The 18,937-nt window shown below is 69.6% G+C and carries 17 protein-coding genes and 1 pseudogene; 9 read left to right on the top strand and 9 right to left on the bottom strand.

The window, feature by feature from the left end:
* Window positions 1-122 precede the first annotated feature (122 nt).
* A complete protein-coding gene (locus tag C4V41_RS16520; RefSeq protein ID WP_103956776.1) occupies window positions 123-1,544 on the bottom strand; it encodes an MFS transporter in 1,422 nt (473 codons plus the stop codon).
* A 93-nt stretch (window positions 1,545-1,637) separates the two neighbouring features.
* On the opposite strand from C4V41_RS16520, the gene C4V41_RS16515 reads away from it, so the two are divergent.
* Genes C4V41_RS16515 through C4V41_RS16500 form a run of 4 tightly spaced genes read left to right on the top strand, consistent with a single transcriptional unit; the run spans window position 1,638 to window position 6,028 of the window.
* A complete protein-coding gene (locus C4V41_RS16515; protein WP_103956775.1) occupies window positions 1,638-2,474 on the top strand; it encodes a helix-turn-helix transcriptional regulator in 837 nt (278 codons plus the stop codon).
* A gap of 60 nt (window positions 2,475-2,534) precedes the next feature.
* Window positions 2,535-3,608: a CapA family protein gene (locus C4V41_RS16510; protein ID WP_103956774.1), complete on the top strand. Its 1,074-nt coding sequence runs from the start codon at window positions 2,535-2,537 to the stop codon at window positions 3,606-3,608.
* Between the two features lie 42 nt (window positions 3,609-3,650).
* Window positions 3,651-5,342: an SDR family oxidoreductase gene (locus C4V41_RS16505; RefSeq protein WP_103956773.1), complete on the top strand. Its 1,692-nt coding sequence runs from the start codon at window positions 3,651-3,653 to the stop codon at window positions 5,340-5,342.
* Between the two features lie 44 nt (window positions 5,343-5,386).
* Window positions 5,387-6,028 carry a TetR/AcrR family transcriptional regulator gene (locus tag C4V41_RS16500; protein WP_235030240.1) on the top strand — a complete coding sequence of 214 codons (642 nt, stop codon included), beginning with the start codon at window positions 5,387-5,389 and terminating at the stop codon, window positions 6,026-6,028.
* 59 nt (window positions 6,029-6,087) lie between these two features.
* Here the strand turns inward: C4V41_RS16500 and C4V41_RS16495 are convergent, their stop codons facing one another.
* Window positions 6,088-6,411: a hypothetical protein gene (locus tag C4V41_RS16495; protein WP_103956771.1), complete on the bottom strand. Its 324-nt coding sequence runs from the start codon at window positions 6,409-6,411 to the stop codon at window positions 6,088-6,090.
* A gap of 167 nt (window positions 6,412-6,578) precedes the next feature.
* Here C4V41_RS16495 and C4V41_RS16490 point away from each other — a divergent pair, with 167 nt between their 5' ends.
* On the top strand, window positions 6,579-7,109 hold the full coding sequence (locus C4V41_RS16490) for a hypothetical protein (protein ID WP_235030162.1): 531 nt from the start codon (window positions 6,579-6,581) through the stop codon (window positions 7,107-7,109).
* Window positions 7,110-7,167: 58 nt separating this feature from the next.
* On the opposite strand, the gene C4V41_RS16485 is transcribed toward C4V41_RS16490, so the two are convergent.
* From C4V41_RS16485 to dnaK, 6 genes and pseudogenes are all read right to left on the bottom strand, one after another.
* A complete protein-coding gene (locus C4V41_RS16485; RefSeq protein ID WP_146103678.1) occupies window positions 7,168-7,836 on the bottom strand; it encodes a hypothetical protein in 669 nt (222 codons plus the stop codon).
* Window positions 7,837-8,053: 217 nt separating this feature from the next.
* Window positions 8,054-10,624 (bottom strand): ATP-dependent chaperone ClpB, encoded by a 2,571-nt coding sequence (gene clpB / locus C4V41_RS16480; RefSeq protein WP_103956768.1) that lies wholly within the window; start codon window positions 10,622-10,624, stop codon window positions 8,054-8,056.
* Window positions 10,625-10,657: 33 nt separating this feature from the next.
* Window positions 10,658-10,981 (bottom strand): annotated as a pseudogene (locus tag C4V41_RS16475) (heat shock protein transcriptional repressor HspR); the annotation flags it as partial.
* 4 nt (window positions 10,982-10,985) lie between these two features.
* Complete coding sequence (gene dnaJ / locus C4V41_RS16470; protein WP_103956767.1) at window positions 10,986-12,173, bottom strand: molecular chaperone DnaJ; 1,188 nt, start codon at window positions 12,171-12,173, stop codon at window positions 10,986-10,988.
* A 22-nt stretch (window positions 12,174-12,195) separates the two neighbouring features.
* Window positions 12,196-12,786 carry a nucleotide exchange factor GrpE gene (gene grpE / locus C4V41_RS16465; protein WP_103956766.1) on the bottom strand — a complete coding sequence of 197 codons (591 nt, stop codon included), beginning with the start codon at window positions 12,784-12,786 and terminating at the stop codon, window positions 12,196-12,198.
* On the bottom strand, window positions 12,786-14,657 hold the full coding sequence (gene dnaK / locus C4V41_RS16460; RefSeq protein WP_103956765.1) for a molecular chaperone DnaK: 1,872 nt from the start codon (window positions 14,655-14,657) through the stop codon (window positions 12,786-12,788). The genes grpE and dnaK overlap by 1 nt, the downstream gene beginning before the upstream one ends.
* Before the next feature lie 153 nt (window positions 14,658-14,810).
* On the opposite strand from dnaK, the gene C4V41_RS16455 reads away from it, so the two are divergent.
* Entirely contained in the window at window positions 14,811-15,338 is a 528-nt protein-coding gene (locus C4V41_RS16455) for an RNA polymerase sigma factor (RefSeq protein ID WP_146103677.1), read from the top strand.
* 2 nt (window positions 15,339-15,340) lie between these two features.
* Window positions 15,341-16,450, top strand: coding sequence for a hypothetical protein (locus C4V41_RS16450; RefSeq protein WP_103956763.1), 1,110 nt, complete (start codon window positions 15,341-15,343; stop codon window positions 16,448-16,450).
* Window positions 16,451-16,655: 205 nt separating this feature from the next.
* Here the strand turns inward: C4V41_RS16450 and C4V41_RS16445 are convergent, their stop codons facing one another.
* On the bottom strand, window positions 16,656-17,102 hold the full coding sequence (locus tag C4V41_RS16445) for a hypothetical protein (RefSeq protein ID WP_235030161.1): 447 nt from the start codon (window positions 17,100-17,102) through the stop codon (window positions 16,656-16,658).
* Between the two features lie 61 nt (window positions 17,103-17,163).
* On the opposite strand from C4V41_RS16445, the gene C4V41_RS16440 reads away from it, so the two are divergent.
* Window positions 17,164-18,045 (top strand): proline dehydrogenase family protein, encoded by an 882-nt coding sequence (locus C4V41_RS16440; RefSeq protein ID WP_200824023.1) that lies wholly within the window; start codon window positions 17,164-17,166, stop codon window positions 18,043-18,045.
* 43 nt (window positions 18,046-18,088) lie between these two features.
* Window positions 18,089-18,883, top strand: coding sequence for a pyrroline-5-carboxylate reductase (gene proC / locus C4V41_RS16435; protein ID WP_103956761.1), 795 nt, complete (start codon window positions 18,089-18,091; stop codon window positions 18,881-18,883).
* Window positions 18,884-18,937: the final 54 nt, after the last annotated feature.

Raw genomic sequence — 18,937 nt, 5'->3', positions numbered from 1 at the left:
GCAGGGCCGTTCAAACAGGGAGTCGTTGCAGCGACTTCCACGACTTTCCAGCTCTCACAGGTGATCGAGCGCAGAAGACGCGCATATCATGCCACACTCACGACCATCTTGATCAAGCTTCTTTACGTTCGGGCCGCCGCGGGCACCCGGCGCCGTACGAGGAAAAGAGAGCTCAGGCCGGCGACGACGGCCAGGCCCGCCATGGCGATGGAAGAGACCAGCGAGGCCGACACGGTGCCGTGGCCCTGGCTGAGGGTGATGAACAGCGTGCCCACCGTCGAGACGCCGATGACCTGGCCGAGCTGCATCACGGTGAGCAGGGCGCCGCTGGCGTCGGCCGCGTAGGCGCCGTCCACCTGCTCGGTCGCCATGTTGGTCACCGCGACCTGCACGCCGAGCCCGGCGCCGATGAGAGCGCTCATGATCGCGTAGGGGAGTCCGCCACCGGCGGCCAGGCCCAGCCCGAGGTAGGCCGGCGCGGCCACCACGTAGCCGAACGGCACCAGCGGCCGCTGTAGCCGCGCGGGAAGGCGCGGCCAGGCGAGCCCGACCAGGCCGAAGGCCAGCGCGCATGGCACCAGCATCATGCCGGAGGCCAGCGGCGACAGGTGCAGCTCGCCCTGGAGGTGCAGGGCCGAGGTGAACAGGAACGCGCCCCAGGTGGCCGGGCCGAACAGCAGGATCGCCAGACCGGGCCGCATGCCCGGCGCGCGGAGCACGCTCGCGTCCACCAGCGGCCGCCCGCCGCGCGCGGTCACCCAGCGCTCGATGCGGACGAACGCCGCGAACGCCACCACGCTCAGCGCCATCGAGATCCAGCCCCACAGCGGCCAGCCGAGGTCGCGGCCGAGCACGAGCGGCACCACGAAGAGCAGCACGGCCGCCGACAGGCTCACCAGACCCCACGGGTCGAGCCCGGTGCCGTGCCCGCCCTGGTCGGCGGGCAGCACCCGGAGCCCCGCCACCAGCAGGAGCGCCCCGATCGGCACGAGCAGCAGGAACACGATCCGCCAGCCCAGGCCGAAGCCCAGCAGAATGCCGCCGAGCGCCTGGCCGACCACGATGCCACCGCTGATCACCAGCGACCACAGGCCGATCGCCCGGCCTCGGGCCGCACCCTGGTAGTTGCGCTGGATCAACGTCAGCACCTGCGGCATCATCAACGCCGCCCCGGCGCCCTGCACCAGGCGGGAGGCCACCAGCCAGCCCGTCGACGGCGCCAGGCCCGCGACCAAGGTGGTGAGCGTGAAGATCGCCAAGCCGCCCAGGAACGCCCGGCGATAGCCGAACAGATCACCGACCCTGGCTCCAGTGATCAACAGGACGGCGTAGACAATGGTGTAACCGGCGACGATCATCTGCAGCCCGGCCCCCGACGAGTGCAGGTCGGCCTCGATGGTGGGGGTGGCCACGTTGACGATGTTGACGTTCAGGATGGCCAGGAACTGTCCCACGAGGATGATCGCCAGGAGCAGGCCGCTGGCCTTGGGTGCCTCCTGCGGCTTTGTGTGCGCAGAAGGGTGAATGGCGGCAGTTTGCGACATGTTGGCTAGTCTGCCGTGATTCCAGTACCAGTAACGAGAGCCCATTTATACTGGTACTGGTGGTAACTGGTTAAGGTCCCCCATAGTGGAGGGATGAGCGTGGCTGAGGTAAGACGTACCGATCTGTCGGCTTTTCTGCGCACGCGACGGGCGCGGATCACGCCGGAGATGGTCGATCTCGCGCCCGGCCCGCGCAGGAGGACGCCGGGGCTGCGCCGCGAGGAGGTCGCCCAGCTCGCCGGGGTGGGCGTGACCTGGTACACGTGGCTGGAGCAGGGGCGGCCCATCAACGCCAGCGCGCAGGTGCTCGACGCGATCGCGCGCACGCTGCGGCTCGACAGCGCCGAGCGCCAGCATCTCTACCGGCTGGCGGGGCAGGCCGAAGACCCGATCCCGGTGGACTCGGGCCAGGTCACGCCCGAGATGCGGGCGATACTCGACCGGCTCGGCGACATGCCGGCCTGCGTGTCCAACAGCCGGTGCGACGTCCTGGCCTGGAATGCCGGCTACGCCGCCCTGTTCCCCGAGCTGGTCGGCGCGCCGGAGGGGGAGCGGAACTCGCTCTGGCAGACCTGCCTCAACGGCTCTCCCCAGACGCTGCTGCTCGACCGCGACCATGAGCTGGCGCGGGCCGTGGCCGTCCTCAGGGGCTCCTACACGCGGCACGGCGACGACCCCTGCTGGCAGGACTTCGTGCGCCGGCTCAGCTCGGAGAGCGCCGAGTTCGCGCGGCTGTGGGCGCGGCAGGACGTGGCCGAGCCGGGGCCGCGGGTGAAGGCGTACAAGCACGTCGAGCGGGGGGTGCTGCGGTTCGGCACGACCAGCCTCATGGCCGTGCCGGAGCTGCGGCTGATCGTGTACACGCCGATGGACGATGAGACCCGCCAGGCCATGTCCGATTTGGTGGGTAGTGGGGAGACTGCGCGGTAATCCGCCCTGCATGGCATGCTCGATCCCTGAAAGACAGGTTTCGAGCGGAAGTGGCGGCAGATGAGACTCCCCCGTGCTCTCCCGATGTTCGCCGTCGTCTTATCGCTGGCCGCGTGCTCTCCGGCACCGGAGAAGGAACCGCAGCGCGGGCAGGTGGCGGCCACACGGCCGGCGGAGCCGACGAAGAAGCCGAAGCCGGAGAAGAAGCCGTTCACGATCGCGTTCGGCGGGGACGTGCACTTCGAGGGGATGTTGCGCGGGCGGCTGAACGACCCGAGCACGGCCTTAGGACCGATCGCGAACGTGCTGCGCAAGGCCGACCTGTCGATGATCAACCTGGAGACGGCCATCACCACCGGCGGGACGCCGGCGCCGGGCAAGCAGTTCACGTTCAGGGCGCCGGCGAGCGCGCTCACCGCGCTGAAGGCCTCCGGGGTGGACGTCGCGTCGATGGCGAACAACCACGGCATGGACTACATGGAGACCGGGCTGGCCGACTCGCTGGCGGCGGCCAAGCGCGCCAAGTTCCCCGTGGTGGGGATCGGGGCGGACGCGGCGCAGGCGTACCGGCCCTGGCGCAGGACCGTGAACGGCAACCGGGTGGCGATCATCGGGGCCACACAGGTGATGGACGCCGAGTTCATCCAGGCGTGGACGGCCACGTCGGAGAAGGGCGGGCTGGCCTCGGCCAAGAACGAGCCGGCCCTGCTGAAGGCGGTACGGCAGGCGCGCAAGAACTCCGACACCGTCATCGTCCACCTGCACTGGGGCACCGAGCTGCAGAAGTGCCCCAACGCCGCCCAGCTCTCGCTGGCTCCCAAGCTGGTCGAGGCGGGCGCCGACGTGGTGGTCGGCGGGCACGCGCACATCCTGCTCGGCGGCGGCTACCTCGACGACGCCTACGTCAACTACGGCATGGGGAACTTCATCTTCTACAACTCCAACCCGGCCACGACCGGCAAGACCGGCGTGCTGACGCTGACCATCAAGGGACGCAAGATCTTGAAGGACGCCTGGACTCCGGCGACCATCCAAGGGGGTATTCCGGTACCGATGACGGGGCCGGCCAGGACCCAGGCGGTGGCGGACTGGAAGTCGCTGCGCTCGTGCACGGGGCTGGCCGCACGGCCCTGATCGATCTAAGCTACTGGACAATTAGTCCAATAGGAGGTCGCGATGCGGTGGGTCGAGTCCGGTGACGTGCGGCTCGCGGTCTTCGAGGAGGGCGATCCCGCCGCGCCGACGGTGCTGCTCCTCCACGGCTACCCGGACACTCACCGCGTCTGGGACGAGGTGGCCGCGCTCCTTCGCGACCGCTTCCACGTGGTGCGCTACGACGTACGCGGCGCGGGACGCTCAACGGCTCCGCGCGACCGGCGCGACCACGGCTTCGGCCACCTGCTCGCCGACCTGGACGCGGTGATCGAGGCCGTCGGCGCGTCCCGGGTCCACCTCGTGGGGCACGACTGGGGGTCGCTGCAGGGCTGGGAGGCGCTCGGGCGGGAGCGGGTGGCCTCGTTCACCAGTCTGGGCGGGCCTGGGCCCCGGCAGGTGGCGCACTTCATGCGGCACGGGCGCCGGCGTGACGTCGTGGCGCAGCACCTCAGGTCCTGGTACATCGGAGCGTTCCGGCTGCCGGTGCTGCCGGAGCTGGCGTGGCGCTCCTTCATGCCGTGGGTGATCGAGCGCACGCTGCGGCGGGGCGAGGGGGTCGTGCCACGGCCCGGGCATCCGGCGGAGACGCTGGCGAGCGACGGGCGCGACGGGCTCTGGCTCTACCGGCGCAACATGCCGTTCGAGGAGCTCGATCCGCGCCTTCCCGACGTCCCCGTGCAGCTCATCGAGGCCACCAGGGACGCCTGTGTGACGCCGGCGCTGCTCGCGTCCATCGGGCGGTGGGCGCCCAGGCTGTGGCACCGCAAGATCGTGGCCGGGCACTGGGCGCATCGCAGCCGCCCCGAGGCCGTCGCCGGGATGGTGGCCGAGTTCGTGGAGCACGTGGAGGGCGCTCCCGCGCCCGCGGGGATGAGGCGTGCGGGGGGCGGGGCGTTCGGCGGGCGGCTGGTGGTGGTCACCGGCGCGGGGTCCGGGATCGGGCTGGCGACGGCGCGGGCGTTCGCCGCGCATGGGGCTGAGGTTGTCTGTGCGGATATCGATGCTGACGCGGCGCGGCGGGCCGCCGATGCCCTTGATAAAGACCTCGGAGGTACGGCGTACGCCATGCAGGTTGATGTCTCGAATATCGACCAGATGGAGGATTTTTCGCAAAATATCATTACTCAATATGGCGTGCCGGACATTGTGGTGAACAATGCCGGGATCGCGGTGGTCAAGTCGTTCTTCGACCACACCGCCGACGACTGGCGCAGGACCATCGACGTCAACCTGTGGGGCGTCGTCCACGGGTGCCGCGTGTTCGCCGCCGCCATGGCCGAGCGCGGGCAGGGTGGCCACATCGTCAACGTCGCCTCTCTGGCCGCGTTCGCGCCGTCGCGGGTGCTGCCCGCGTACTCGGCCTCGAAAGCCGCCGTGAAGATGCTCAGCGACTGTCTCAGAGCCGAACTGGCGGATCAGGGGATCGGGGTCAGCGCCATCTGCCCGGGTTTCGTCTCCACGGCCATTGCCGGCAACGCCACGTACGCGGACGAAGAGACGCGGCAGGAGGCCGTGCGGGGGCTCGCGCGGCGCGGTTACCCGCCCGAGCGCGTGGCCGCGCACATTCTGCGGGCGGTGCACCGGAATCAGGCCGTCGTTCCGGTCAACCTGGAGGGGAAAATCGGTTATGTCCTCTCCAGAATTTCGCCGCGGGCGATGCGCGGACTGGCCCGGTTGATCGGAGCCGAGAGAAATCCGCAAAATGGCAGGTAACGATCGCGGTTACGGGAGAAGATGAATCCGTGTCCACGCCGCAAATGGATGATGACTGCATCCAACCCAAAGCCCTCAGGCGGCAGCCCGCACAGCGCCGCAGTGCCCGGCGCGTCGAGCGCATGCTCGACGCGTGCGCCGAGCTCCTCGACGAGACCGGCTACGAGGCCCTGTCCACCACGCGCATAGCCGAACGCGCGGGCGTGGCCATCGGCTCGGTCTACCAGTTCTTCCCCGACAAACGGGCCATCACCCAGGAGCTCACCCGGCGCAACGTCGAGGAGTTCGTACGCCGGGTCGATCGCCGATTCCTCGAAGAGGACCACCGCGGCTGGTGGGAGGCGGTCGACGCGATCATCGACGAATACGTCGACATGCACCGATCCGTCGCCGGCTTCAAGAGCCTGCGCTTCGGCGACGCCGTCGACCTCAACCTGCTCGACTCCGACTCCGACAACAACACGGTGATCGCGGGGCGGCTGCGCGGGCTGTTCCTGAAGGAGTTCGGGCTGGCCGACAGTCCCGCGCTCGACCTGGCCGTGCTGGTGGCGGTCGAGGCGGGAGACGCCGTGCTCAAGCTGGCCTTCCGCCATGACCCCGAGGGCGACCCCGAGGTCATCGACGCGGCCAAACACATGATCAGAGGGTTCCTGTCCCGTCAGCTGAAGTCGTGGTCACCCCTCTGAGCCGTTGACGGGTGCCGGGGCGGCGCTCTTCTCGGCGACCGCGCCGCCGGGCCGATCGCTCAGTTTTCGCCGGCCTCTTCCAGCTCCCGCAGCAGGCTGGGCAGCCAGGCCGGCATGTCGGGATGCCAGCGCTTGAGCGCGGTCGCGGGCACCTGCTGGATCCGCGGCGGCACCGGCGAACGCAGGCACGGCGCGGGGAACGAGGCCGGGCGCGCGTCCCTGGCCTCGCGGACGTTCAGGCGGACCTCCAGTGCGTGCAGGTTGCGCTCGGCGGCTTCGATGGCCTCCAGACGGGCCGACAGATAGCCGGCCACGCCCGGTCCGAGGGCCGACAGCACGACGGTACAGGCCAGCGTGAAGGTCATCTGCTTGGACAAGCCCATCACGGCCCCCTTCGCTCGCGTGGCGGCAAAGCGACTCGTATATGCCCTGTGACCTGCGCGAACACGCTTGCCGGGCCTAGGATTGGGCGAGTCGTTACCGAATTTGTGCCGGACCGGCGATGCGGATTGACCGGGCAAAGGGCCGGGCGTCTCGGTAGTCTCGCGGTGTGGCGCATGTGACCCGTGAGCACCTTGATCGTCTGCTTGAGCAGGCCCTGCTGGCCGACGACCACAGTTCCTTGGCCAGTCGGCTTTACGACGTCGCTCTCGACTATTCGTCGGGCGACGTCTCCAGGGCGTCCATCCTGGTTCTCGCCGCTGAGGAGTGGCGGGCGGCGGGGCAACCGGCGCGCGCGATGGAGTGTTTCCAGCGCGCGGTCGAGGATGGCGGCGAGGCGGGCTTCGATCCGCGTGCCGGCATCGCCGACACCTTCTTCGAGCTCGACCGGCCTGATGAGGCTAGGGAGGTCATCGAGACCATACGCGCGGAAGGAGACGTCTCCACGGCGACCGCGCACACGATCGCCGAGACGCTGGTCGCCTATGGCGACCTCCAAGGGGGGCTCGAATGGGCCACCCAGGCCGCACTGAAGTGTGACGAGAACGACCCCGAGCAGGTGGCGCTGCTGCGCACCCGCTATCGGATCAGAGTCGATCTCGGGCTTCCCGAAGACGAGCTGGACGAACTCGTCTCCTGAGGCCGCCTCACCCCGGCGGGCCCGGCCATCATCCGGCGGGGCCCGCTCCAACCATGGGTCAGTTCAGGCCCAGGTTGGTGACGAGGCCGCCGAAGCCGGAGATGACCTCGCCGCCCGGCAGCATCGAGCTGCCCTCGATGCTCTCGGCCACCTTCGGCAGCAGCACGCTCACGACGTCCTCACTGACCTCCCGCACCGGGCGCTCGACGTCCATCGGCGACTGGATGCCGGAGCCCGCGATGCGGTTGTGGTAGGGGGCCTGGCCGAGCGTCATCTCGGCCGGCAGCTTCGCCGTGAGCGGCGTGTCGGGCAGCTCGGGCAGCGCCGGCAGCGCGGGCATGCCCGCCATGGTCGACAGGTCCTTCATGCCGATCGGTCCCGGCACCATGGGGAACAGCGAGGGCGACGCCGAGGCCAGCGAGGGCATGCCCCAGGTCGCCGCCATCCCGCCGAGGTCCGCCACGCCCAGAGCCGACTTCCCGGTGGCCAGGCCGGTCAGCCCGAGCTGCCTGGCCATGTCGCCGGCCGCCATGGCCAGTTTGCTGCTCTGTGAGGTGACCATCCGGCTGCTGCCCGGGCCGCCGTCGTTCACGCGAAGGTTGGCGTGCTCGTCGCAGTACGCGGCGATCGAAGTGGGTGAGAGCAGGGCCGGCTCCGTGTTGGGGCAGGTCTTCGCCGCGGCAAGGCCCGTGGCCAGCCAGGAAACGCCCGCGGTCAGAGTGGCCACCGCAATGATGCTCTGGATCTTCTGGAATGACATCGCACGTCCCCCTGATCAGTTTCGGTGATCTGACGAACGCTGAACGTAGTCAAGCTCTCGCGCGGGGGAATGCGGCTTGTCCGAAGAGTGGGCCGAACCTTACCAAGCGGCGGGCCCGATGACCCGGGCATGACACGCCGGAGCCCGGAGACCTCCTGGGTCCCCGGGCTCCTGGCGCGCTTTTTCAGCCGCGCTGGATGAGCAGCTCGTCGTCGCCGAGCTCGACCAGCACCTTGTCGCCGTCGACGATCTCGCCCGACAGCACGGCCTTGGCCAGCTTGTCGCCGATGGCGGACTGGACCAGGCGGCGGAGCGGGCGGGCGCCGTACATCGGGTCGTAGCCCGTCATCGCCAGCCACTCGCGGGCCGCCGGCGTGACCTCCAGCGTCAGCCTGCGGTCGGCCAGGCGCTGGGCCAGGCGCTCGACCTGCAGGTCGACGATCTGCGCCAGCTCCTCGGTGCCGAGCGCGTCGAAGAGGATCACGTCGTCGAGCCGGTTGAGGAACTCGGGCTTGAACGAGCTCCGCACCGCCCCCATGACGGCCTCGCGCTTGGCGCCGTTCTCCAGCTGGGGATCGACGAGGAACTGCGAGCCGATGTTGGAGGTCAGGATGAGGATCGTGTTGCGGAAGTCGACCGTGCGGCCCTGGCCGTCGGTCAGCCGCCCGTCGTCGAGCACCTGCAGCAGGATGTCGAACACCTCGGGATGGGCCTTCTCCACCTCGTCGAGCAGCACCACGGTGTACGGGCGCCGCCTGACGGCCTCGGTGAGCTGGCCGCCCTCCTCGTAGCCGACATAGCCCGGAGGCGCGCCGACGAGCCTGGCCACGCTGTGCTTCTCGGAGTATTCGCTCATGTCGATGCGGGTCATCGCCCGCTCGTCGTCGAACAGGAAGTCCGCGAGCGCCTTGGCCAGCTCGGTCTTGCCCACACCCGTCGGCCCGAGGAACAGGAACGAGCCCGTCGGCCTGTCGGGGTCGGCGATGCCCGCGCGGCTGCGGCGTACGGCGTCGGAAACGGCCTGTACGGCCTGCTGTTGCCCGATGAGACGCCGGCCCAGCTCCTCCTCCATCCGCAGCAGCTTGGCCGTCTCGGCCTCCAGCAGCCGCCCGGCCGGGATGCCGGTCCAGGACGAGATCACCTCGGCGATGTCGTCGGGGCCGACCTCCTCCTTGACCATGGCGTTGTCCGGTGGCGCGGCGTCGGAGGCGGCCTTGAGGGCCTGCTCCAGCCGGGGCACCTCGGCGTACATCAGCCGGGACGCGGCCTCGAAGTCGCCGTCGCGCTGGGCCCGCTCGGCGGCGCCGCGCGCCTCGTCGAGCTGCTTCTTCAGCTCGCCGACCTTGTTGAGCCCGGCCTTCTCCTGCTCCCAGCGGCCGACGAGGGCGTTGAGCTCCTCCTGGCGGTCGGCCAGCTCCTGGCGCAGCCGGTCGAGCCGCTGGACGGAGGCCTCGTCGGTCTCCTTCGACAGGGCCAGCTCCTCCATCTTCATCCGGTCGACGTTGCGCTGGAGCTGGTCGATCTCCACAGGGCGGGAGTCGATCTCCATGCGCAGCCGCGAGGCGGCCTCGTCGACCAGGTCGATGGCCTTGTCGGGGAGGAAGCGGTTGGTGATGTAGCGGTCGGACAGGGCGGCGGCGGCCACCAGCGCGCTGTCGGCGATCTGCACCTGGTGGTGGCCCTCGTAGCGGCCCTTGAGCCCGCGCAGGATCGCGATCGTGTCCTCGACCGTGGGCTCACCCACGTAGACCTGCTGGAAGCGCCGTTCGAGCGCCGGGTCCTTCTCGATGCGCTCGCGGTATTCGTCGAGCGTGGTCGCGCCGATCATGCGCAGCTCGCCGCGGGCCAGCATGGGTTTGAGCATGTTGCCCGCGTCCATGGCGCCCTCCGCGGCGCCCGCGCCGACGACCGTGTGCAGCTCGTCGATGAACGTCACGATCTGCCCGTCGCTCTCCTTGATCTCGGAGAGCACGGCCTTGAGCCGCTCCTCGAACTCGCCGCGGTATTTCGCGCCGGCCACCATCGAGCCCAGGTCGAGCGAGATCAGCCGCTTGTTGCGCAGCGACTCCGGCACGTCGCCGGCCACGATGCGCTGGGCCAGGCCCTCGACGACCGCGGTCTTGCCGACGCCCGGCTCGCCGATGAGCACCGGGTTGTTCTTGGTGCGGCGGCTGAGGACCTGGACCACGCGGCGGATCTCGGAGTCACGGCCGATGACCGGGTCGAGCTTGCCGTTACGGGCGCTCTCGGTCAGGTCGACGCCGTATTTCTCCAGCGCCTGGTAGGTGTCCTCGGGGGTCTCGCTGGTGACGCGGGCGTTGCCGCGTACTTTCTCGAACGCGTCGAGCAGCGCCTGCGGCGTCGCCCCCTGCGACTTGAGCAGCTCGGCCGCCTGCCCGCCGTCGGCGGCCAGGCCGACCAGCAGGTGCTCGGTCGAGACGTAGAGGTCTTCCAGGCGGTTGGCGTGCTGGGCGGCGGTGTTGAGCACCGTCAGCAACTGGCGCGAACTCGACGGCGCCCCCACCGTCGAGCCCTGCGCCTTCGGCAGCGCGGCGAGCTGCTCCTCCACCCGCGCCCGCACCGTGCGCCAGTCGGCGCCGACGGCTTCGAGCAGCGGCACGGCGGTGCCGCCCGTCTGGGAGAGCAGCGTGGTCAGCAGGTGAGCCGGGGAGATCTCCGGGTTGCCTTCCGCGGCGGCACGCCGCATGGCCCCCGAGAGCGCTTCCTGACTCTTCTGGGTGAGCTTGTAGTCCATGTCCCCTTAGGCCCCCGGTGGCAGCTCGTAGCGGATGAGCGCTCTGACCATCCGCATCTCGGCGCGCAGACGGTGCACTTCCTCACGCAACCGCAGAGCTTCGTTCTCGAGCTCGAGAATCCGCTTGATCCCCGCGAGGTTTATGCCCTCTTCCTGGGAGAGCCGCTGCACCTCGCGGAGCTGGATGATGTCTCTCGTGGAGTAGAGGCGGCCGCGCCCCGCGGTGCGGCCAGGACTGACCAGCCCGAGCCGGTCGTACTGGCGCAGCGTCTGCGGGTGGAGCCCGGAAAGCTGCGCGGCCACCGAAATCACATAGACAGGGGTGTCGTCTGACAGGTCGAAATAATTGGCGTCCATCGGCTTACTCGCTTCTGGCTCGCTGAATGAGCTCAGCGCGCGGGTCCTCACCCGCGGTCGCGGTGTTGAACTCGTTGAGAAGCTCGCGCGACTTGTCGTCGAGCGTCTTCGGCACGGTCACCTCGACGCTGGCGAGCAGGTCGCCCTTGGTGCCGTCTTTGCGGGTGACGCCCCTGCCGCGCACCCGGAAGGTGCGCCCGTTGGGCGTGCCCGCGGGAATGCGCAGCGTGACCGGCATGCCCTTGAGGATCGGCACCTTGATCTCGGCCCCCAGAGCGGCCTCCGTGAACGTCACCGGCACGGTGATCGTCAGGTTGTCACCCATCCTGCCGAACACGGCGTGCTGCTTGACGTTGGTCTGGATGTAGAGATCGCCGGCCGGGCCGCCGTTCTCGCCCGGCGCGCCCTTGCCTTTGAGCTTGACCCGCTGGCCATCGGCCACCCCCGCGGGAATGCGCGCCTGGATGGTGCGCGTGCTCTTGGCCCGGCCACTGCCCTCGCACACGGGGCAGGGATCGTCCACGATCAGACCCCGGCCCTTGCAGTCGCGGCAGGGCTCGGAGAAGGCGAAGTTGCCCAGGTTGCGGCTGGCCGCCCCGGTGCCCTCGCAGGTGGGACAGACCCTGGGGGTCGTGCCCGCCTTGGCCCCGGTGCCCGTGCACGCGGCACAGGCGGCCGAGCTGGTCAGCCTGAGCGAGACGGTGGTGCCCTCGACCGCTTCGGTGAACGTCAGCGTGACCTCGGACTCGACGTCCTGGCCCCGCCGCGGCCGCGTCGCACTGGTGGTGCGGGTGCCGCCGCCACCACCGCCACGGTTGAACAGCCCGCCGAACAGGTCGCCGAGCCGCTCGCCCGCACCCCCGCTCTGGCCGCTCTGCTGGCCGGTGCCGCCGAACAGGTCGCCGAAGTCGAACGGGAAACCGCCACCACCGGGCCGCTGGCCCCCCACCCCGGACCCGAACAGCGTGCGCGCGTCGTCATATTCCTTGCGGCGCTTGCTGTCCGACAGGATGTCGTTGGCCTCGGAGATCTCCTTGAACTTGGTCTCCTTGGCCGTGTCACCCTGGTTGGTGTCGGGGTGGTATTGCCTGGCCAGCTTCCGATAGGCCTTCTTGATCTCTTCGGCGGTGGCGGTCTTGGGCACACCAAGGACGGCGTAGTAGTCCTTTTCCAGGTAGTCCTTGGTGCTCATCTACGGCCCCTCGTCCTTGTGATCAGTTTTCGTCGTCATTGGACGCGGCAGGAGCGTCCTCCGGCTCGGCGACGGCCACCCGCGCCGGGCGCAGCACCCTGTCACCCATCCGATATCCAGGCTGCAACACCTCGATCGCCGTTGGCTCGGTGACGTCCGGCGAATAGCTGTGAATCAGGGCCTCGTGGACCATCGGGTCGAACGGGTCGCCCTTCTGGCCGAACGAGCTGAGACCGAGCTTGGTGAGCACCGACTCCAGCGACTCCGCCACCTTCGCGAAGCCGCCGGTGAGCTCGCCGTGGTCGCGAGCTCTGCCGATGTCGTCGAGCACGGGCAGGAGCTCCGCCAGCACCCCGGCGGCGGCCTGCTCGCGCACCGCGATGCGGTCGCGCTCGACCCGCCGGCGGTAGTTGGCGTATTCCGCCTGGACGCGCTGCAGGTCAGCGGTTCGCTCGGCGAGCTGGGCCGCCAGCTCGCCGTCCTGCGGCTCAAGCACGTCGCCCGGGACCTCCTGTGGCACGGTCGCCGTCTCCCTGACCTGACCCGTCTCCGGGTCTATCTTGCGGTTGTCGCGGATCACCGGCTCGTCGTGCCCGTTTTCACGCGGCGGCATCACTTGTCCTTCTTCGGCTGGTCATCGTCGACGATCTCGGCCTCGACCACGTCGTCGTCGGCCTTCTGGCCGTCCTCGTCGGTGGTCGCGTCCTGCGGGGCGCCCTCGCCGCCCTGCTGCCCCTGGTTCTGGGCGTAGATCGCCGAGCCCATCTTCTGGCTCGTGGTGGCGAGCTTCTCCGCCGAGGTGCGGATGACGTCGGTGTCGGTGCCCTCCAGAGCCTTCTTCAGCTCGGCCAGGGCCTCGTTGACCTCGGTCTTGATGTCGCCGGGGACCTTGTCGTCGTTTTCGCGGAGGAACTTCTCCGTCTGGTAGGCCAGACCGTCCGCGTTGTTGCGGACCTCGGCCTCCTCGCGGCGCTTCTTGTCCTCCTCGGCGTACGACTCCGCCTCGCGCATCATGCGCTCGATGTCGTCCTTCGCCAGCGCGGAGCCGCCGGTGATCGTCATCGTCTGCTCCTTACCTGTGCCCAGGTCCTTGGCGGAGACGTTGACGATGCCGTTGGCGTCGATGTCGAAGGTGACCTCGATCTGCGGGATGCCGCGCGGCGCCGGCGCGATGCCGGTCAGCTCGAAGGTGGCCAGCTTCTTGTTGTACGAGGCGATCTCGCGCTCGCCCTGGTAGACCTGGATCTGCACCGACGGCTGGTTGTCCTCGGCCGTGGTGAAGACCTCGGAGCGCTTGGTCGGGATCGTCGTGTTGCGCTCGATGATCTTGGTGAAGATGCCGCCCTTGGTCTCGATGCCCAGCGACAGCGGGGTCACGTCGAGCAGCAGGACGTCCTTGACCTCACCCTTGAGCACACCGGCCTGCAGGGCGGCGCCGATGGCGACGACCTCGTCCGGGTTGACGCCCTTGTTGGGCTCCTTGCCGCCGGTCAGCTCCTTGACGAGCTCGGAGACGGCGGGCATGCGGGTCGAGCCGCCGACGAGCACCACGTGGGCGATGTCCGCGACCTTGATGCCGGCGTCCTTGATGACCTGGTGGAACGGGCCCTTGGTCCGCTCGAGCAGGTCGGCCGTCAGCCGCTGGAACTCGGAGCGCGTGAGCTTCTCGTCCAGGTGCAGCGGGCCCTCGGAGGAGGCCGTGATGTAGGGCAGGTTGATGTTGGTCTCGGACTGGCTGGACAGCTCGATCTTGGCCTTCTCGGCCGCCTCGCGCAGACGCTGGAGCGCCATCTTGTCCTTGGCCAGGTCGACGCCGTGCGCGTTCTGGAAGCGCTTGACGAGCTCGTCGACGACGCGCTGGTCCCAGTCGTCGCCGCCGAGGTGGTTGTCACCCGAGGTGGCCTTGACCTCGACGAAGCCGTGACCGTCCTCCTGGCCGACGTCGAGCAGCGACACGTCGAAGGTGCCGCCACCGAGGTCGAAGACCAGGATCGTCTGGTCTTCCTCCTTGTCGAGCCCGTAGGCGAGGGCGGCGGCGGTCGGCTCGTTGATGATGCGGAGCACGTTGAGGCCCGCCACCGTGCCGGCCTCCTTGGTGGCCTGGCGCTGGGCGTCGTTGAAGTAGGCCGGAACCGTGACCACGGCGTCGGTGATCTTCTCGCCCAGGTAGGCCTCGGCGTCCTGCTTCAGCTTCTGCAGCACGAAGGCGCTGATCTGCTGGGGCGAGAACTTCTTGCCGTCGATCTCCTGGGACCAGTTGGTGCCCATCTCCCGCTTCACGGAGCGGATCGTCCGGTCCACGTTGGTGACGGCCTGTCGCTTGGCCACCTCGCCGACCAGAACCTCGCCGTTCTTCGCGAAGGCGACCACGGACGGCGTGGTCCGCGAGCCCTGCGCGTTGGCGATGACGGTGGGCTCACCGCCCTCGAGGATCGAGACGACGGAGTTGGTCGTCCCAAGGTCGATACCTACCGCACGTGCCATGAGTACGTCCTTGTAGTCAAAGTTGAGTCGATTGGACTCAACCTATGGATGCGTGTCGTCTTTGTCAAACGACTTGAGCCTACCCGACTCAACCCTCGTGAGCGTGAAACCATTCCCCGCGTTCGGGCAAGAACGGTCGTGATGGTGCACAACATGCGCAACGGGGTCGAACGCTTACAGGTTCCGCCCGATCTCTTCGACGCGCACTTCGCCGAGATCCATCGCTACATCGCCAGGCGGCTGTCCGAGGACGTCGCCGACGATCTGGCGGCCGAGGTCTTCGTGATCGCGCTCGGCGGGGGCTACGACGCCTCGATGGGGGCGGTGCGGCCGTGGCTCTACGGGATCGCGACGAACCTGGTGGCGCGGTATCGCCGTACCGAGATCAGGCGGTGGAAGGCCATCGGCCGCTCCGCCGAGCGCGACCGCGTGAGCCACGAGGACGAGGTCCTCGACCGGGTGGCCGCGGCGCGCTTCACCGGCCCGCTCGCGGGGGCGCTGGCCGCGCTGAAGCAGCGTGACCGCGACGTGGTGCTGCTCATCGCGCTGGGCGGGCTGAGCCACGCCGAGGTGGCCGCCGCCCTGGAGATCCCGTTCGGAACCGTCGCCTCCCGGCTGAACCGGGCGCGTAAGCAGCTTCGTAAGGCGCTGGGCGATGTCAACCCGTTGCAGGAGGACTGACGATGGATGAGCTGGACCTGCTCGCTCGTGCCCTGCCGGACGCGGCCCCGCCGTCGCCCGAGGTCGTCGCCAGGGCCCGCGCTCGCGTGGCCGCCGGGCCGCGCCGGCGGGCCGGGCACCCGTGGGCGCTGTGGGCGGCGGCCCCGGCCACGGCGGTGGTCGTGGGGGTCGTGTTCGCCCTGGTGTCGAATCTCACACCGGCCCCGGTCGCCCGGCCGGCGACCGCCCCGAACCAGGCGCTGCTCGACCTGGCCGATCGGGTGGAGCGGCTGCCGGAGCTCAGTGGCGCGTACTGGCGGCGGAGCACGGTCATCGGGCACCGCATGCCCGCGGGCTCCTACACGCTCCTGGTGACGTCGAATAGCAGCTACTGGCACCCGCGCGACGCCACGGACCCAGCGATGTGGACCCGGCATGTCTCCGTCGCACAGCCCGCCGCGCCGGCGGACGAGCGGGCCTGGCGGGCCGCCGGTTCACCGGCGCGGGTCAAGCCCGATTGTCCGAGCGGTGCCAAATCCGAGCAGTGCGCGCCGCTGCCCGTCAACAGTGAGAAGAAGCAGGACTGCACCTACGGGTGGAACGCCGATCCAAACGACAAGCTGCCCGGCTCGCCCCTGAACGGCCTGTCCCTGGACGAACTGGCCGAGCTGCCCGCCGAACCGGCGGCCCTGGAGAAGGCCCTGCGCGCCCACCACCGGGTCCTGGAGCAGCGGGGCCTGATGCAGCCCGTCGAGACGTACGTGGCATCCGCCACGGCCGCGCTCCTGGACCTGCCGCTCCGCCCCGGCCAGCGGGCCGCCACCCTGCGGCTGCTGGCCTCCCTGCCCGGCACGAAGACCTACGGCACCGTCAAGGACCCGACGGGCCGGCCGGGCCTGTCGGTGCGCGTGGTCGACAGGAAGGAGAGAACCCGGTACTCGGGCGAGCTGGTGTCCATCCAGAGCCGTCATCTCCTCGACCCACGCACCGGCATGACCCTGGCCACGGTCACCTCCACGGACGAGGCGCGGCCCGGGCTGCCCGAGGGCAGCGTCATGGTCTACGGCGTCTTCACGGGCGGCTGGACCGACGCTCGGCCCGAGAACCCGCGCGGCTGCGTGAAGGAGCGGTAGCACAAGGGCGGACCCCCGAGACGGTGGGCGCGTGCCGGGGGTCCGCGTGGGAGATGGCTTCAGCTCACGGGAGGAGCAACGTGCGGCCAAGCCGTTTCACGGGACCCCCCAAGTTCGTCATCGGCGCCCCCGCGCCTTCGGTGCCTGAACGATGTATCGCAACAAATCGATCAGTTGTCACCAGGGGTGTCCGCTGTTGGACAGGTCACTTTTTGGCGCCGTCGACGACCTTCCGCTTGCCGAGGGCCTTCTTGAGCTTGACCGTGGTGGTCTTCTCCACCGCGATCATGATGCACGACATGTTCTTGGCCTTGGGCGCGGTGCCCTCGTACAGGGTGATCGTGACCTTCTTCCCGGTCTCCGTCACCTTGACCCGGCTGAGCACCGTGCAGGGCGCGACGCCGGACCACCAGGTGAGCTGGATCTTCCTGCCCTTCGAGACGGGCTTCGCCTTGGTCCATTGGATCTTGTGGACGTTGATCGCGTTGCGCGTCGGCTTGACCGGCTCGGGGCCCTTCGTGGGGGTGGTGGTGACCGGGTTCGACACGACCGGTGGCTTCTCGGGGGTCGAGGGGGCCGCACTGCCGGCGGGCTGGGCCGCGCCGCATCCCGTGGCGAGCACCAGACATCCGGCCAGAAGAGTCGCTGTCATTGTCCGCATATCCCTACGACGGATCACGCGGCCCGGCGGTTCAGTCTTTAGTGTGGAGCACGTGCTCCGTCAGGCCATGCTCGCCCTTTCCAAGAGCCGACGCGCCGAGCGGCTCGTCACCACCTCGCCGCTGACCTCCGACGTGGTCGGCCGCTATGTCGCCGGCGACATCGGCGCCGTGGTCGGCGACCTCACCCGCAAGGGCCTGCTCGTCACCGTCGACCATCTCGGCGAGGAGGTCACCGACCAGGCGCAGGCCGAGGCCGCCGTCGGCGACCACCTGGCGCTGCTCCGCCTGCTGCCCGCCGGGGCCGACGTGTCGATCAAGCTCACCGCGCTCGGGCTGCGGCTCTCGCGGGGGCTCGCGCTCGACCACGCCGCCGCGATCTGCGCCGCCGCCGAGCGCAAGGGCGTCACGGTGACGCTCGACGCCGAGGAACACGACACGATCCCCGGGCTGCACGCCGTGCACGCCGCGCTGCGCAGGGAGCATCCCGAGGTGGGGGTGGTGGTGCAGGCGTACCTGCCGGACTCGCTGGACCGCTGCGAGAAGCTCGTCGGGGCGCGGGTGCGCCTGTGCAAGGGGGCCTACACGGCGCCCGGGGCCTACACCAGGACCGCCGACATCGACCGCGCCTTCGTACGGTGCCTGAAGGTCCTGATGGCCGGCACCGGCTACCCCATGGTCGCCACGCACGACCCCAGGCTCGTACGGATCGCCTCCACGCTGGCCGTCCTCGACGGCCGCGACCTGACCGGCTTCGAATACCAGATGCTGTACGGCGTGCGCCCCGAGGAACAGGCCCGCCTGGCCGGTCTCGGCGCCCGCATGCGCGTCTACGTCCCCTACGGCTCCGACTGGTACGCCTACCTCATGCGCCGCCTGGCAGAACGCCCCAGGAACCTGGCCTTCTTCCTGCGCTCGCTGGCCTCGCGCCGCTAGCCGATAGGCTCTCAGACCAGCGTCTATTCCTCGAGGGGCCGAAATGATCGCGATTTTGGGCACGGGCAAGATGGGCGAGGCCCTGCTGTCCGGGCTGCTGCGCGCCGGGTTCAAGCCGGGCGACATCATGGCGACCACCCGCAGGCCCGAACGCGCGCAGGCGCTGCGCGAGAGCTACGGCGTGCGCACCGTCTCCAACTCCGAGGCGGCCAAGGCGGCCGACACGCTGATCCTGGCCGTCAAGCCGCAGGACATGGCGACGCTGCTGACTGAGATCGCCCCCTACGTGCCCGCCGACCGCCTCGTGATCAGCGCCGCGGCCGGCATCACGACCGCGTTCGTGGAGCAGCGGCTGGGCGTCGAGGTGCCCGTGGTCAGGGTCATGTCCAACACGCCGATCAGGTTCGACGAGGCGATGAGCGTGATCTCGGCGGGGGCGCACGCGGGCGAGGAGCACCTCAAGCTCACCGAGGGTCTGCTCAAGCCGGTCGGCAAGGTGCTGCGCATCCCCGAGTCGCAGCAGGACGCCGCCACCGCGCTGTCCGGCAGTGGTCCCGCCTACTTCTTCTACCTGGTCGAGGCCATGGTCGACGCGGGCATCCTGCTCGGCATGCCGCGGGCGGCGGCGCTCGACATGGTCACCCAGTCGATCGTGGGGGCCGCCGTGATGCTGCGCGACTCCGGTGAGCACCCGGTGATCCTGCGGGAGGCCGTCACCTCGCCCGGGGGCACGACGATCGCGGCGATCGCCGAGCTGGAGCGGCACAGCGTCCGCGCCGCCTTCCTGGCCGCCATCGAGGCCGCCCGCGACCGGGGGCGCCAGCTCGCCTCAGGCTGACACCGCACCTGCCGAGTGGTCGCTTGGAGGGGCGGGCAGGCGTGCTCCTACGAT

This window comes from Nonomuraea solani (assembly GCF_900108335.1).
GTDB lineage: Bacteria > Actinomycetota > Actinomycetes > Streptosporangiales > Streptosporangiaceae > Nonomuraea > Nonomuraea solani.
Note: the sequence above shows the minus strand (reverse complement) of the source record. Positions and strands in the feature narration are given on the sequence as shown.

Coding starts and splice junctions, on each gene's coding strand:
- dnaJ (WP_103956767.1), bottom strand. CDS start 12,173: ATGAGCACCAAGGACTACCTGGAAAAGGACTACTACGCCGTCCTTGGT.
- C4V41_RS16510 (WP_103956774.1), top strand. CDS start 2,535: ATGAGACTCCCCCGTGCTCTCCCGATGTTCGCCGTCGTCTTATCGCTG.
- dnaK (WP_103956765.1), bottom strand. CDS start 14,657: ATGGCACGTGCGGTAGGTATCGACCTTGGGACGACCAACTCCGTCGTC.
- C4V41_RS16505 (WP_103956773.1), top strand. CDS start 3,651: ATGCGGTGGGTCGAGTCCGGTGACGTGCGGCTCGCGGTCTTCGAGGAG.
- C4V41_RS16455 (WP_146103677.1), top strand. CDS start 14,811: ATGCGCAACGGGGTCGAACGCTTACAGGTTCCGCCCGATCTCTTCGAC.
- C4V41_RS16515 (WP_103956775.1), top strand. CDS start 1,638: ATGAGCGTGGCTGAGGTAAGACGTACCGATCTGTCGGCTTTTCTGCGC.
- grpE (WP_103956766.1), bottom strand. CDS start 12,786: ATGCCGCCGCGTGAAAACGGGCACGACGAGCCGGTGATCCGCGACAAC.
- C4V41_RS16500 (WP_235030240.1), top strand. CDS start 5,387: ATGGATGATGACTGCATCCAACCCAAAGCCCTCAGGCGGCAGCCCGCA.
- proC (WP_103956761.1), top strand. CDS start 18,089: ATGATCGCGATTTTGGGCACGGGCAAGATGGGCGAGGCCCTGCTGTCC.
- C4V41_RS16520 (WP_103956776.1), bottom strand. CDS start 1,544: ATGTCGCAAACTGCCGCCATTCACCCTTCTGCGCACACAAAGCCGCAG.
- C4V41_RS16445 (WP_235030161.1), bottom strand. CDS start 17,102: ATGACAGCGACTCTTCTGGCCGGATGTCTGGTGCTCGCCACGGGATGC.
- clpB (WP_103956768.1), bottom strand. CDS start 10,624: ATGGACTACAAGCTCACCCAGAAGAGTCAGGAAGCGCTCTCGGGGGCC.
- C4V41_RS16450 (WP_103956763.1), top strand. CDS start 15,341: ATGGATGAGCTGGACCTGCTCGCTCGTGCCCTGCCGGACGCGGCCCCG.
- C4V41_RS16495 (WP_103956771.1), bottom strand. CDS start 6,411: ATGGGCTTGTCCAAGCAGATGACCTTCACGCTGGCCTGTACCGTCGTG.